The 15220-nt window shown below is 37.4% G+C and carries 14 protein-coding genes; all 14 read left to right on the forward strand.

Annotated features, from left to right (window positions below):
* Positions 1–88 precede the first annotated feature (88 nt).
* Positions 89–358 (forward strand): 30S ribosomal protein S15, encoded by a 270-nt coding sequence (gene rpsO, locus ACTWQM_RS08105; protein WP_443257676.1) that lies wholly within the window; start codon positions 89–91, stop codon positions 356–358.
* A gap of 465 nt (positions 359–823) precedes the next feature.
* Positions 824–2938, forward strand: a complete 2115-nt coding sequence (locus ACTWQM_RS08110) for a polyribonucleotide nucleotidyltransferase (protein ID WP_443257677.1) — start codon at positions 824–826, stop codon at positions 2936–2938.
* A 98-nt stretch (positions 2939–3036) separates the two neighbouring features.
* Entirely contained in the window at positions 3037–3984 is a 948-nt protein-coding gene (locus tag ACTWQM_RS08115) for a polysaccharide deacetylase family protein (RefSeq protein WP_443257678.1), read from the forward strand.
* A 29-nt stretch (positions 3985–4013) separates the two neighbouring features.
* On the forward strand, positions 4014–5237 hold the full coding sequence (locus tag ACTWQM_RS08120; protein ID WP_443257679.1) for a M16 family metallopeptidase: 1224 nt from the start codon (positions 4014–4016) through the stop codon (positions 5235–5237).
* Positions 5238–5298: 61 nt separating this feature from the next.
* Entirely contained in the window at positions 5299–5532 is a 234-nt protein-coding gene (locus ACTWQM_RS08125; protein ID WP_375051398.1) for a YlmC/YmxH family sporulation protein, read from the forward strand.
* Between the two features lie 139 nt (positions 5533–5671).
* On the forward strand, positions 5672–6556 hold the full coding sequence (gene dpaA, locus ACTWQM_RS08130) for a dipicolinic acid synthetase subunit A (protein WP_443257680.1): 885 nt from the start codon (positions 5672–5674) through the stop codon (positions 6554–6556).
* On the forward strand, positions 6556–7161 hold the full coding sequence (gene dpaB, locus ACTWQM_RS08135) for a dipicolinate synthase subunit B (protein ID WP_443257681.1): 606 nt from the start codon (positions 6556–6558) through the stop codon (positions 7159–7161). The genes dpaA and dpaB overlap by 1 nt, the downstream gene beginning before the upstream one ends.
* Positions 7162–7193: 32 nt before the next feature.
* Complete coding sequence (asd, locus tag ACTWQM_RS08140; RefSeq protein WP_443257682.1) at positions 7194–8240, forward strand: aspartate-semialdehyde dehydrogenase; 1047 nt, start codon at positions 7194–7196, stop codon at positions 8238–8240.
* Between the two features lie 15 nt (positions 8241–8255).
* The gene (gene dapG / locus ACTWQM_RS08145) at positions 8256–9491 is read left to right on the forward strand and encodes an aspartate kinase (RefSeq protein WP_443257683.1); all 1236 of its coding nucleotides are present in this window, start codon (positions 8256–8258) and stop codon (positions 9489–9491) included.
* A 19-nt stretch (positions 9492–9510) separates the two neighbouring features.
* Positions 9511–10383 carry a 4-hydroxy-tetrahydrodipicolinate synthase gene (gene dapA, locus ACTWQM_RS08150; protein WP_443257684.1) on the forward strand — a complete coding sequence of 291 codons (873 nt, stop codon included), beginning with the start codon at positions 9511–9513 and terminating at the stop codon, positions 10381–10383.
* A gap of 400 nt (positions 10384–10783) precedes the next feature.
* Positions 10784–11518: a ClpP family protease gene (locus tag ACTWQM_RS08155; protein ID WP_443257685.1), complete on the forward strand. Its 735-nt coding sequence runs from the start codon at positions 10784–10786 to the stop codon at positions 11516–11518.
* On the forward strand, positions 11518–11721 hold the full coding sequence (locus ACTWQM_RS08160) for a YlzJ-like family protein (protein ID WP_443257686.1): 204 nt from the start codon (positions 11518–11520) through the stop codon (positions 11719–11721). Before ACTWQM_RS08155 ends, ACTWQM_RS08160 begins: the two co-directional genes overlap by 1 nt.
* A 122-nt stretch (positions 11722–11843) precedes the next feature.
* Complete coding sequence (locus ACTWQM_RS08165; protein WP_443257687.1) at positions 11844–14117, forward strand: DNA translocase FtsK; 2274 nt, start codon at positions 11844–11846, stop codon at positions 14115–14117.
* 226 nt (positions 14118–14343) lie between these two features.
* A complete protein-coding gene (locus ACTWQM_RS08170; RefSeq protein WP_443257688.1) occupies positions 14344–15069 on the forward strand; it encodes a GntR family transcriptional regulator in 726 nt (241 codons plus the stop codon).
* Positions 15070–15220: the final 151 nt, after the last annotated feature.

Here is a 15220-nt window from a genome sequence, read left to right on the forward strand (position 1 = left end):
AGAAACGTAAAACCTTCGCTTGGCATATCGTAACTCCGACGTTTGCTAGGGGAATGGGGATATTAATAATTTATTGGAGGTGAGCCAGATGGCTATCACAAAAGTACGTAAGAATGAAATTATTAGTGAACACAAAGTTCATGAAAATGACACTGGTTCTCCAGAGGTACAAATTGCTGTACTTACTGAAGAGATCACAACACTAAATGAACATTTACGTGTTCATAAAAAAGATCATCATTCACGTCGTGGTCTTTTGAAAATGGTTGGTAAACGTCGTAACTTGCTTAATTACCTACGTAATAACGATGTTACTCGTTACCGTACACTAATTAAAAAACTTGGCCTACGCCGATAAGTGTTTTAAAAAGCAGGAGCAATCCTGCTTTTTTTAGCAGTTAAATCAATTTCATAACAAAAAAAAGCTGTAAACACAAACAATTTGTAAATGTGCTAGGCCTGTTGATTTCCACTGCAGACGGACGCTTTCCGCGGCATGACTTGAGCCTCTTAGCGCTAGGGGTATGCTATTCTCGCAGGAGTCGCCGTCCACAGTGAAAATTAGCGGTTATGTACGTTAAATTAACGAATGGTAAAATATTAGTTTGCCTAATTGTTCGGATAAGTGATGATTTTAAGTATTAAACTCAGTTAAGAAAATATAAAATTTTCTATCTCAAATAGGTGCAACTATTGTATTCAATACAAAGGTTTGTCAATAAACCAAGTTTTTTATACTTAATTAATACATAAAATTTACATTTTAGCTTATTAACTATAAAATGAATGGTAGTATGTTTTATTTTGAAAGGAGTACTATAACATGGCAGAAGTAAATCAAGAGTTCTCCACTGAAATTGCCGGTAAGAAATTTATCGTGGAAACAGGAGAATTTGCAAAACAAGCGAACGGGGCATGTATGATTCGTTACGGTGATACCTCTGTATTATCAGTAGCAACAGCATCCAAAGAACCAAAAGACTTACCCTTTTTCCCATTAACTGTTAATTATGAAGAACGTTTATATGCTGTAGGGAAAATACCTGGAGGATTTATTAAGAGAGAGGGTCGTCCAAGTGATAAAGCTACATTAACTTCACGTTTAATTGACAGACCAATTCGCCCACTTTTCCCGGATGGCTATAGAAATGAAGTACAAGTTATCAGCACGGTAATGAGTGTTGACCAGGATTGCTCCTCCGAAATGGCTGCAATGATAGGATCTTCTATCGCATTGGGGATTTCTGATATCCAACTTTCAGAACCAATAGCAGGAGTAAACGTTGGGCTTGTAGATGGTGATTTTATTATTAATCCTGATATTGAGCAACAGAAAAATAGTGAAATCGAATTAACTGTAGCTGGTACAAAAGATGCTATTAACATGGTTGAAGCAGGAGCACAGGAAGTACCAGAAGATGTTATGCTTGAAGCCATCATGTTTGGACATGAGGAAATTACTCGCCTTGTTGAATTTCAAGAGAAAATAATTGCAGCTGTTGGCGTTGAGAAAGCAGATATGCCATTACTTGATACGGATGAAGACATTGCTGCAAAAGTGGAGTCTGAAGCTAAAGGTAAATTACAGGAAGCAATTAAAGTAGAAGAAAAACACGCCAGAGAAGAAGCAATCAGTAATGTTAAGAATGAGGTATTAGCCTTATATGAAGAAGAAGATGAAGATGTTATTGGCGATGTGAAAGCTACACTTGAAAAAATGGTGAAAGAAGAAGTACGTCGTTTAATTACCAAAGAAAAAGTACGTCCAGATGGTCGTAAAGTCGATGAAATACGTCCATTATCATCAAGAATAAACGTATTACCACGGACACATGGTTCTGGTCTCTTCACACGTGGACAAACGCAAGCTTTGAGTGTATGTACTTTAGGAGCGTTAGGAGATGTACAAATTTTGGACGGGCTTGATTTAGAAGAGTCCAAGCGTTTCATGCATCATTATAATTTCCCTAAATACAGTGTTGGCGAAACAGGCCCAATAAGAGGACCTGGCCGTCGTGAGATTGGACATGGTGCTTTAGGCGAACGTGCACTTGAGAAGGTTATTCCATCAGAAAAAGACTTTCCATATACGATTCGATTAGTATCTGAGGTTTTGGAGTCAAATGGTTCTACATCACAAGCCAGTATTTGTGCAAGTACATTAGCAATGATGGATGCTGGTGTTCCAATTAAGACACCTGTTGCCGGTATTGCGATGGGGCTAGTCAAATCTGGTGAAGACTATACTATTTTATCAGACATTCAAGGTATGGAAGATGCGCTTGGAGATATGGACTTTAAAGTAGCCGGAACTGAAAAAGGTGTTACAGCACTACAAATGGATATTAAAATTGACGGACTTTCAAAAGAGATTTTGAAGGAAGCATTAACCCAGGCTAAAAAAGGGCGTATGCATATTCTGGAATCCATGCTTGCGACAATTAAAGAGCCAAAATCTGAGCTGTCACAATATGCACCTAAAATCCTAACAATGAAAATAAACCCAGATAAAATCCGTTCGGTAATTGGACCAAGCGGGAAACAAATTAATCAAATAATCGAAGAAACAGGAGCAAAAATTGATATCGAACAGGATGGTAGTGTATTTATCTCATCAACTGATGCTTCTATGAATGAAAGAACAAAAGAGATTATTGAAGATCTTGTACGGGAAGTTGAAGCAGGACAAATGTATCTGGGTACTGTGAAGCGTATTGAGAAATTCGGAGCGTTTGTGGAATTATTTAAAGGGAAAGACGGCTTGGTTCATATTTCTGAACTGGCAGAAGAACGAACTAATAAGGTTGAAGACGTTGTGTCAATCGGTGATCAAATTATGGTCAAAGTTAAAGAAGTCGACAATCAAGGTCGGGTTAACCTCTCAAGAAAAGCTGTAATAAAAGAAGAAAAAGAAAAAAGTGAAAAATCAAGTATGTAATTAAATTGATGATACAAGAAGCTGGAATGCCAGTTTCTTTTTTTATGCTTTCATATCTTGTCCCTCACGTTCATATTATTGAATGAGGAGGGATTTGAATGTATCGATACCGTTCTATTGTTCATTTTTGCGTATTTATTATTATTGTAGTTTTTACTTTTAACAACAGCTATAATCCATTTATTGTAAACGATGCTGAAACATTTTCTTATACTGTATCTAAATCGGAGGATTCTCTTTATCAAAAAATTAGAACTAAAAGTACTGATTACAGAAAGCCTCCTGAAAATGCAATAATTGATAAAGTGTGGAAGAAAATACCTGGATTAAATGGTGTTCGCGTAGACGTTGATAAATCGTTCGAGCAGATGAAAAAAAGTGGTGTTTTTGACAAAACACTACTAGTATATGAACAGGTGCCACCTGAAATTACATATGAAGACCTTCCAGCCGCTCCAACTTATCGTGGCCACCCTGAAAAAGATATGGTTTCATTTTTAATTAATGTGGCATGGGGGAATGAGTATATTCCTTCGATACTTAACGTTTTGAAAAAGCATAATGTCAAAGCAAATTTCTTTGTTGAAGGAAAATGGGCTCAGGAAAATGCTGATTATGTAAAAATGATTGATGAACAAGGCCATGTAATAGGTAATCATGCATATAATCATCCGGATATGTCCAGGTTATCGAAACAGCAAATTACCGAACAGATAAACAGAACAAATGAAATTCTTAAGGCAATTACTGATAATAAACCAAAATGGCTAGCTCCACCAAGTGGCAATTATAATGACCAAGTAGTTAAAATTGCCCATGAAATGAATATGGAAACAATTCTGTGGAGTGTAGACACCATCGATTGGAAGAATCCATCTGTATCTGTTATGATGAACCGAGTGAACAACAACATTCATCCTGGTGCGACCGTATTAATGCACCCTACTTCCTCAACAGCACAAGGGTTAGAATCGCTAATTGTGAGTATAAAAGAAAAAGGTTATAAAATTGGAACTATTACTTCACTACTGAGTGAGGAAAGATAGCATTTGGATGGGCCTTAGGAGGAAATACATTGATAGAGAAACATACTAGTAATAATGGACTTCGAATTGTTTTAGAAAATATACCTGCGGTACGATCTGTTACGATAGGGATCTGGATACTAACTGGGTCAAGAAATGAGTCCGACAGAACAAATGGAATCTCCCATTTTCTCGAACATATGTTTTTTAAAGGAACTGAAAAAAGATCCCCACAGGACATTGCAGAAGCCTTTGATGCAATAGGCGGACAGGTTAATGCATTTACATCAAAGGAATATACCTGTTTCTATGCTAAAGTTATTGACTCGCATAAAGAATATGCTCTGGAAATTTTAGCTGATATGTTCTTTAATTCTACCTTTGATGAAGAAGAAATGGAACGTGAGAAGAAAGTAGTTCTGGAAGAAATTAAAATGTATGAAGATACACCGGATGACATTGTGCATGATATTTTAGCGCGTGCTTCATATGGAGACCATCCATTAGGTTATCCAATATTAGGATCTGAAGAACAATTATTATCCTTTAAACCAGATTCATTGAGGGATTATATAAAAGAGAGCTATACACCACATAATGTAGTAGTTTCTGTTGCAGGTAATGTGGATGAATCATTTATTAAAACAGTTGAAGGTTATTTTGGCAATTATGAATCAGGCTCAGAGCGTGCAAAATTAAAAAAACCTGCATTTTTAGCAAATAATATTGAACGGAATAAAGATACTGAACAAGCTCATTTATGTCTGGGATATAATGGATTGGCTGTCGGAGATGAGAATATGTACAGTTTAATCATCATGAATAACGTACTTGGTGGCAGCATGAGTTCAAGGCTTTTTCAGGAAGTCAGAGAAAAACAGGGGTTAGCATATGCTGTATTTTCCTACCATGCATCTTTTCAGGATAGTGGAATGCTGACAATCTATGCTGGAACAGGCAATGATCAATTACCGCAACTGCAAGACATAATAAATCAAACTGTGGAGCAGCTTATACGTAATGGCTTAACTGACAAAGAACTTAAGAATAGTAAAGAACAGTTAAAAGGGAATCTCATGCTAAGCTTAGAGAGTACCAGCAGTCGTATGAGTCGTAATGGAAGGAACGAATTACTCTTAAACAGGCATCGATCTTTAGATGATATGGTACAGGAGATTGATGCAGTCAATCATGAGAAAATACAGAATGTAATTAAAACGATATTCGAACAATCTCCATCAAGTGCATTAATTGCACCTAAAACGTCTTCCTGATCATAGATTATCTTAAATGGCATATATATACTAATAGCTAGAAATCATGGGGGGCGATCAAATGCGCTATAAGGATATTAGCGGTAAGGAAATTGTTAATGTCAACCATGGATCACGGTTGGGTATATTAGGTCAAACGGATCTTGAAATTAATGAAAGAACAGGTCAAATTGAATCGTTTGTCATTCCAAATTACAAATGGTTCGGACTAAAGAAAGAAGGCGAAGAAACAAAAATTAGATGGAGTTCAATTAAAAAAATTGGCGAAGATATGATCATGATTGAAATCGATTAAAGCAGTGCTTATGAGGAAGGCTAGTGTCATTTTTATGATACTGGCTTTTTTTTGTTTCATCTAATCACTAACCCATGATATGCACATAAGCTATAAAGAAATGAATTTAGTGAAAGTATGTCTGGAGGGGTTTTCAACGATGAATCAATTGATCGCTGTTATAGGTGGAGATGCACGTTACCTGGAATTAATACGACAGTTGCAGACACTGCCTGATACAACCATTTTTTTAGTTGGATTCGACAAGTTAGAGCAAGGGTTCACAGGATTAAAACAGGTAGATTTTAGTGAATTGGAGCAGGAAAGGTTAGATGCAGTTATTCTGCCAATAACTGGAACAAATAGTGAAGGGTATGTGGAGACAGTTTTTTCCGATCAGGAAATTAAGTTAACAGAACAGTGGTTTGCCAAATTAAAGAAATCATCGATTGTATTTGCTGGTATAACAAACGATTTTTTAACCTCTGTTACCGACCAGCTTCATGTTTCACTTATACCATTATTCAATCGGGATGATGTAGCCATCTACAACTCAATTCCAACTGCAGAAGGTACAATTATGATGGCAATAGAACATACAGACTATACAATACATTCGTCAAGAGTGATTGTTGTAGGATTTGGCAGGGTAGGTAATACCGTAGCAAATAAATTCTCGGCTCTTGGGGCGAAGGTATCTGTGTGTGCCAGAAGTATTATGGATTTAGCCAGAATAACGGAGATGGGGCATACAGCTATACCATTTGATAAGTTACATGAGCATACAAGTAATTGCGATTTATTAATTAATACAATTCCAGCAAAAGTTGTTAAAAAAGAATCGATACAACAGCTTCCGTCACATGCATTTATTATAGATCTTGCTTCAAAGCCTGGCGGTACTGATTTCGATTATGCGGATCAGCGTGGTATTAAGGCGATTTTAGCCAGAAGCCTGCCGGGTATAGTGGCACCGAAGACTGCAGGCAAAATCTTGGCTGATGTAATTAAGCAATTTTTAACTAATGAGGAGGAACGTATATAATGTCATTAGAGGGAAAACGTATTGGATTTGGAGTTACTGCCTCACATTGTACGTACGATAAGGTATTCCCGGAATTAGAGCGTTTGGTTGAAGCTGGAGCAGATGTAATACCGATTGTTACGTATACAGTCAGAACCACAGACACCAAGTTTGGCAAAGCAGAAGACCATGTAAAAAAAATAGAATCCATTACAGGTAAAAGTGTAATCACAACAATGCCTGAGGCGGAACCATTAGGACCGAAATTACCTCTTGATTGTATGGTGATTGCCCCATTAACCGGAAATTCATTAAGCAAGATGGCAAATGCATTAACCGATTCTCCGGTATTAATGGCTGCAAAAGCAACAATGCGAAATCAGAATCCAGTTGTTCTTGGAATAGCGACTAATGATGCACTTGGACTTAATGGTGTAAATTTAATGCGATTAATGGCAAGTAAATTTATTTATTTTATTCCATACGGTCAAGATGATCCTATAAAAAAACCTAATTCATTAGTCGCAGACATGGACTATTTGCTTGATACGGTTGAACATGCGATTCAACACAAACAACTTCAGCCTGTAATTATACCTCATGAGTATGATAATATGGTAAAATAAATAGAATCTTATTATAGTGAGGTGTCATTACAATGACAAAGAAAACAGCATATAATATTGCAGTAGTAGGTGCAACTGGTGCAGTCGGCCAAAAAATCACTCAAATACTTGAGCAAAAGAATTTTCCAATAAATGAGCTGAAGCTTTTATCATCAAAGCGGTCAGCAGGCACAAAACTATTGTTTAAAAACCAGGAAATAACAGTAGAAGAAGCAACACCAGAAAGTTTTGCTGGTATAGATATTGCCTTGTTTTCAGCTGGGGGTTCTGTCTCTAAACAGTTAGCACCAGAGGCAGTAAAACATGGAGCAGTAGTAGTTGATAATACAAGTGCATACAGAATGGATAATGAAGTTCCTCTGGTAGTACCTGAAGTAAATGAAGAAGATATTAAAGCACATAAAGGAATTATTGCAAATCCAAACTGTTCAACTATTCAAATGGTTGCTGCTCTGAAACCAATTCAGGAAGCATTCGGCATATCTCGTGTAATTGTCTCAACATATCAGGCAGTTTCCGGTGCAGGTAACGAGGCATGTAATGAATTGGAAAATCAAACAAAACAATATTTAAATAATGAGGATATGACTGCTGAACTATTACCTGTAAAGGGTGATGAAAAGCATTATCCAATTGCATTTAATGCACTTCCGCAAATCGATGTATTTCAAGAAAATGGTTATACATTTGAAGAAATGAAAATGATTAATGAAACCAAGAAAATAATGCATGCACCGAATTTACCTGTAGCAGCTACATGTGTTCGGCTGCCTCTGTTTACGTCGCATGCTGAAAGTGTATATGTCGATGTAGAAAAAGAAGGTTTAGCAGTAGAAGATATTTGGAACGTGCTGAGGGATGCAGAAGGAGTAATTCTGGAAGATGACCCAAGTACACAAACGTATCCAACTCCACTGAGTGCGACAAACAAAGAAGAAGTATTTGTAGGTCGTGTCCGGAAAGATCTGGATAATAATAAAGGAATCCATTTGTGGGTTGTATCAGATAATCTAGTAAAAGGGGCTGCATGGAACACGATTCAAATTGCTGATCGGTTGATAAAAAATAACTGGCTATAATTTAGAGGTGAAATAATGCAGGTATTAGTTCAAAAATTCGGTGGTACTTCGGTACAGACCGATGAAAATAGAAATCATGTCATTAAACATATTAAAAATGCTCTAATTAAAAATTATAAAATAGTTGTTGTAGTATCTGCATTGGGACGAAAACCTGATCCATATGCTACCGATACATTGTTGGATTTAATCGGTTTTCCTTCGAACCATAATTCAGATCGGGAACTTGATTTATTAATGTCCTGTGGTGAAACGATTGCTTCTGTTGTTGTATCAAATGAACTTCAAAAAAATCATATAAGTGCTTCAGCTTTAACTGGAGCACAAGCCGGATTTATTACGAACGAAGATCATAACAGAGCAAAGATTAAAGAGGTAAAAACGGAGCGAATTCTTAAAGAATTTGAACAGCACGATGTAGTAGTTGTAGCTGGGTTTCAGGGACAAACTTCTACTGGTGAAATAACAACTATTGGCCGAGGCGGCAGTGATACAACAGCTGCTGCCTTAGGTGCTGCACTGCAAGCGGATAGTATTGAAATTTTCACCGATGTAAACGGAGTTATGACCGCAGACCCTCGAGTTGTTTCTGCGGCTCGCCCCCTGGATATCGTTACGTATACCGAAATATGTAATTTAGCATATCAGGGAGCAAAAGTTATTCATCCGCGTGCTGTTGAGATTGCGATGCAGGCAAAAATTCCAATGCGTGTAAGATCAACATATCTCCAAGAAGAAGGGACGCTGGTTACTGCATCCAGACTGCAGGAGTTAGACAGAGATATTCCAGACCGGTTAATTACTGGAATTGCTCATATTTCGTCTATAAGTCAAATTAAAGTACAAACTAAAGAAGAGGCACATCGATTACAGTCTGAAGTGTTTAAAGCAATGGCTGAGGCTGGGATATCCGTTGATTTTATTAATATTTCACCAACAGGGGTAATTTATACAGTTCCAAATGCACATACAGAAAAAGCTGTGCATATCTTGGAGACATTAGGTTTTCAGCCTGAAATAACAGAAAACTGTGCGAAGGTATCTGCAGTTGGTGCTGGTATGACAGGGGTTCCTGGTGTTGCTTCAAGAATAGTTCAATCATTGACGAATGCAGGTGTACAGATATTACAATCAGCAGATAGTCATACAACTATTTGGGTTCTTATTCATGAGAAAGATTTAAATGCTGCTGTTAATGCATTACATGATGTTTTTGAGCTAAGCGGTGATAATGCGCAGTATAAGGCATAAAAGAGGTGGGTGTACTAACGTGAAGTTTGGCAAAGTTTTAACAGCAATGGTAACACCACTTGATAATAGTGGGAATATTGATTTCGAACAGACTACAAAATTGATTGAATATTTATTGGAGAACGGCAGCGAAGGACTGGTTATAGCAGGTACGACTGGCGAATCGCCAACATTAACCGCAGAAGAGAAGGTATCTCTTTTCAAGCATGTTGTTGACAAAGTAAATAAACGTGTTCCTGTTATAGCAGGTGCAGGAAGTAATAACACAGCATCAGCGGTTATGTTAACAAAAGAAGCGGAAGCGGTTGGAGTAGACGCTATAATGCTTGTTACGCCATATTATAATAAACCAAATCAACAAGGGCTTTACGAGCATTTTTCTACAATTGCAAACGAAACTAAACTACCGGTAATGATGTATAATATACCTGGTCGTTCTGTTATAAAAATGAGTGCTGAAACGATTATTCGTTTGAGTGAAATAGAGAATATTGTATCAGTAAAAGAAGCTAGTGGTGATCTTGATCTGACAGCAAATGTTATAGAGGGGACACCTGATAACTTTAGTGTATATTGTGGGGAAGACGCTATAACATTGCCTATGTTGGCAATTGGAGCAGACGGCGTTGTTTCGGTTGCTTCCCACGTCATCGGAAATGAAATGCAAAGTATGGTTAATGCATATCAATCAGGTGATGTAGAAAACGCTGCATCATTACACCGTAAATTGTTACCGATTATGCATGGATTGTTCGCAGCACCATCGCCAACACCGGTGAAAGCTGCGTTGAAGATGAAAGGTTTCGATGCTGGTGGTGTTCGTTTGCCTTTAGTACCACTTACAGAAGAAGAGGAAAATACGCTAAAACAATTAATTGAATCAATTTCATAATTCAAAAATAAAGCAGTAAATCCAAACTATTTGTAAATGTGCTAGGCCTGTTGATTTCCACTGCAGGCGGACGCTTTCCGCGGGCACGGCTTGAGCCTCCTTAAGCCGGCAAGGGGTATGCGTTGTCCGCAAAGGACGGTTTTAGTCGGCCTTCATTTGGTTGCACTGCGGGGTCTCAAGGCTTCCCGCAGGAGTCGCGCTGCCTTCCGTTCCAATCAACGATTCGTAAAATTGTTCGGATAAATGATAAATATAAGTATTTATGAAATTGACTTAATTGACTAATAAAAAATTATCGGCAGATACTGTCGGTAATTTTTTTATTGTTTGTATTATAAGCTTCCTCTTCGTTCATACTAACTTTATACGTATTGAGCTTAGAAAAAGGGAGTGTCTTGACATGGAAAAAGAACCATCTAAAAAGGATGATCAGAATCAAGGAGATCAATCAAATCCATCATCATTAGTACAAAAAATTCAACAGTTAGGTCAATCTAATGTCCCGCAAGCACCAGACTCCAATGTTCATGTTTTGTCTATCATCGGGCAGGTTGAAGGACATGTACAATTGCCTCCACAAAATAAAACAACAAAGTATGAACACTTATTACCCCAACTAATTGCAATTGAACAAAATCCTAAGATTGAAGGGCTTGTTGTGTTATTAAATACAGTTGGCGGTGATGTGGAAGCAGGTCTTGCACTGTCAGAAATGATTGCATCGATTTCCAAGCCCACAGTGTCTATTGTGTTAGGTGGAGGCCATTCGATAGGTGTACCAATTGCAGTTGCCACAGATTATTCATTTGTCGTACCCACTGCAACAATGACTATTCATCCAATTCGGTTAACCGGATTAGTGATTGGTGTACCTCAGACGTTTGAGTATATGGATAAAATGCAGGATCGAGTTATAAACTTTGTTACCCAGCATTCCAATATTAAAGAAGAAAAATTTAAGGAGTTAATGTTTGCTAAAGGTAACCTGACAAGGGATATCGGAACAAATGTTATAGGGGATGATGCTGTTGAAAATGGTCTGATAGATGCAGTAGGCGGAGTAAATGAAGCTATGAAAAAAGTAAATGAAATGATTAAAAATAATAAACAATCGGAAGATCAGGTGATTCAATAATGTTATATACACCTTTATCTGAAACAGATATTTTTCCAACTTCCGAAAAGGATTTCTCCAATCGTCACTGTGTATCCTACCAAGGAAAAGAGTTATTTGTAGAACAGGTGGAAGATGGAAGTTATCAATTATTACAATTATTATCTACGGACCCTCAGGACTTTATGAATAGTGACTACAACCCTGGAACTATTTTACGGTAATCTGTAAGCTATCAGAAAAAATCTGTGCTATAATGGAGTTAATTAACCCTTGCCTAAGAAATGGCAGGGGTTTGCTATTCAATTGTTTTGACTGACTGCTAGATGTAATAGAGGTGATAACTTTGGCAAAGAAAAAAAGAAGAAAAAAGAAAAATCAGTTAAAGAAACAAGTGAAATTTGAATTATTGGGATTACTCTTTATATTTCTAGCTATATTTGGAAGCGGAGCTAGCGCTATTAGTGATGGGGCAATTCCGGGTGGCCTTGAACATACTTTTCGCTTCTTTCTGGGAATTTGGTATTTTATAGCTTCAATCTTCTTATTAATTACAGGAATAATGCTGATGGTTAAAAGACGCTATCCGAATTTCACGAATAAAAAATTGATAGGATTTTATATTATTTTTATTGGTGTATTACTCATCACGCACATTCAGACATATGAAAGGTTATTAATGGTGTCAGAGGATACGTCGATTATTAAATCGACATGGACCAATTTCTTTGCTTACATAGATGGGAATGTTTCTTCCACGCAAACAGGTGGTGGGATGACTGGAGCAATTCTTTTTGCGTTTTGTTATTATTTATTTTCGTCTGTAGGTGCTAAGATTGTTGCATTGTTTTCAATTATAGTTGGTTTTATTTTTATCACAGAATTTTCGTTTGGCGACTTCTTTTCAAAGCGGATGAAACAAATATCTGAAACTATTAAGTCTATTAAAGGCAAGTGGAAGGAATCGCGTGTGAATAAGCAAATGGACAGCGGTGAAGAAATATATGAAATGAATCCTGTTCCCGAAACAGATACTTATCAGGATGAACCAGTGATTGAGGATTTTACTGATATTGCATATTCTTTTGATCCGAATGAATCAGCTAAACCTGTTATTGAAGAGGGGGAGGTTGAATCCGACGAGGGAAATAAGGAGCCAGAGAGTGAAACCCCATTACCAATGACTGAAGCTGAAAATTATGAATATATCTTACCCTCACCTAATTTGTTAGCAGAACCTTCTCAAAACTCACAGCAGCATGAAAAGTCACATATCCAGGCTACTGTTAAGAAGCTGGAACGAACTTTTAATAGCTTTGGAGTAAAAGCCAGGGTTACTAAGGTACATGTCGGACCTGCAGTCACGAAATATGAGGTATACCCTGATGCAGGTGTAAAGGTTAGTAAAATTGTTAACCTGCATGATGATCTTGCATTAGCGTTAGCCGCTAAAGATATTCGAATAGAGGCGCCGATACCAGGGAAGTCAGCTGTGGGAATTGAAGTTCCTAACCAGGAAATAGCAATGGTGTCATTAAGAGAAGTGCTGGACAGTACACTGAACAAGCAAACATCGAAACTATTATTTGCACTGGGCAGAGATATATCTGGGGAATCAGTTACGGCAGAATTAAATAAAATGCCGCATTTGCTTATCGCAGGTGCAACAGGAAGCGGAAAGAGTGTTTGTGTAAATGGTATCATTACGACAATTTTAATGCGTGCAAAACCGCATGAAGTCAAAATGATGATGATTGACCCTAAAAAAGTAGAACTTAACGTCTATAATGGGATCCCGCATTTACTAGCCCCTGTTGTTACTGATCCTAAAAAGGCGTCCCGGGCACTGAAAAAAGTGGTTGCTGAGATGGAAAGAAGATATGAATTATTTTCTGATACGGGGACACGTAATATTGAAGGCTATAATGAATATATTCGCAAATACAATCAGACATCTGAAGAAAAGCAGCCAAATTTACCATATATTGTCGTATTAGTAGACGAGCTGGCAGATCTAATGATGGTCGCATCAAACGATGTAGAGGACGCTATCACCAGGTTAGCACAGATGGCAAGGGCAGCAGGTATTCATCTGATATTAGCTACACAACGACCATCAGTTGATGTTATTACTGGTGTTATCAAAGCCAACATTCCATCAAGAATTGCTTTCAGCGTGTCATCACAAACTGACTCACGTACAATTCTGGACTCGGGTGGTGCTGAGAAACTTTTAGGACGCGGTGACATGCTGTTCATGCCCGTTGGTTCCTCGAGACCAACTAGAGTTCAAGGTGCATTTTTGTCTGATGAAGAGGTTGAGCGAATTGTTGATCATAGTATTGAACAGCAAAAGGCAAAATATCAGGAAGAGATGATACCAGAGGAAACTAGTGAAGTAACATCGGATGTTGATGATGATCTATATGACGATGCTGTAACACTTATAACAGAAATGCAGAGTGCTAGTGTCTCAATGCTGCAACGCAGATTCCGAATTGGCTATACACGGGCAGCACGATTAATTGATGCGATGGAAGACAGGGGCATAGTAGGCCCTTATGAAGGTAGCAAACCACGAACTGTACTAGTTTCACAAAGTGAAGAAAAGTCTTCATAATAACATGTAGCGGACAGTTATCCTAGAGATTTAGGAAAAACTGTCCGTTCATACTGTCGTTTATAACCTTCGACTTTCGAACTATTTTTTGATAACTTTTTTATGTAAATTTTCCTATATCTATTTATTTATTATTCTAAAAGTGTTATATTTATGTCGAATATAAGAGTCATACGTCAGATGTCAGATCTCTTTTAAGTTGAATAGTGAAGATTGGAGGGTTGTCATGTCGATTAAGATAGATTCACGTCAGTTATACTTGCGAGTTATCGATGTAATAAAACGGGATATTGAAAACGGTACCTATAAAACGAAGCAGAAACTCCCATCAGAATTTCAGTTATCAAAATTACTAGGAGTCTCACGCGCCACTTTAAGAGAGGCATTACGTGTGTTGGAAGAAGAAAATATAGTGACCCGGCGTCATGGGGTAGGGACGTTTGTAAATCCAAAACCAATCTTTTCTTCAGGAATTGAGCAACTGAATAGTGTTACATATATGATTGAACAATCCGGAAAGACGCCAGGTTCTCAATTTCTATCGACAGAATTGCTTGAGCCTACTGAAGACGAGCGACTAAAGTTTTCACCAAAAGAATTTAGTTCACTTGTGAAAATTGAGCGCGTCCGAACAGCGGATAATGATCCTGTCGTTTTTTGTATTGATAAAGTACCAGAAGGATTAGTGCCTATTGATATAATTAACAAAAAAGATTCGTTGTTTAAACTTATGGAAAGTTATTCAGGCAAAAGAATTTCGTATGCGGTAACATACATTGAACCTGTAAGCTACCATGATCGTATATACGAAATCCTAAAGTGTGACCCTGAACAATCACTTCTCTTGTTAAAACAAATGCATTATACCGATGAGGATGAACCGGTTTTGTATTCAGCTAATTTCTTTCGGTCTGATTTATTCAGTTTTCACGTTTTAAGAAAGCGTTTGTAAGGGGTTTCATATATATATTCTATTTAGGGAGGTGGTTGAAGGATAGTACTTTATACTATTTTTACTTAGCAGTCAATAAAGTGTAAATACTTTCTTACTGCATAAGTGCAACTAAACTTTTTATATTTAACCAAAAATAGGGGGTTCTTAT

Source organism: Virgibacillus sp. L01 (assembly GCF_052246775.1).
GTDB lineage: Bacteria > Bacillota > Bacilli > Bacillales > Amphibacillaceae > Lentibacillus.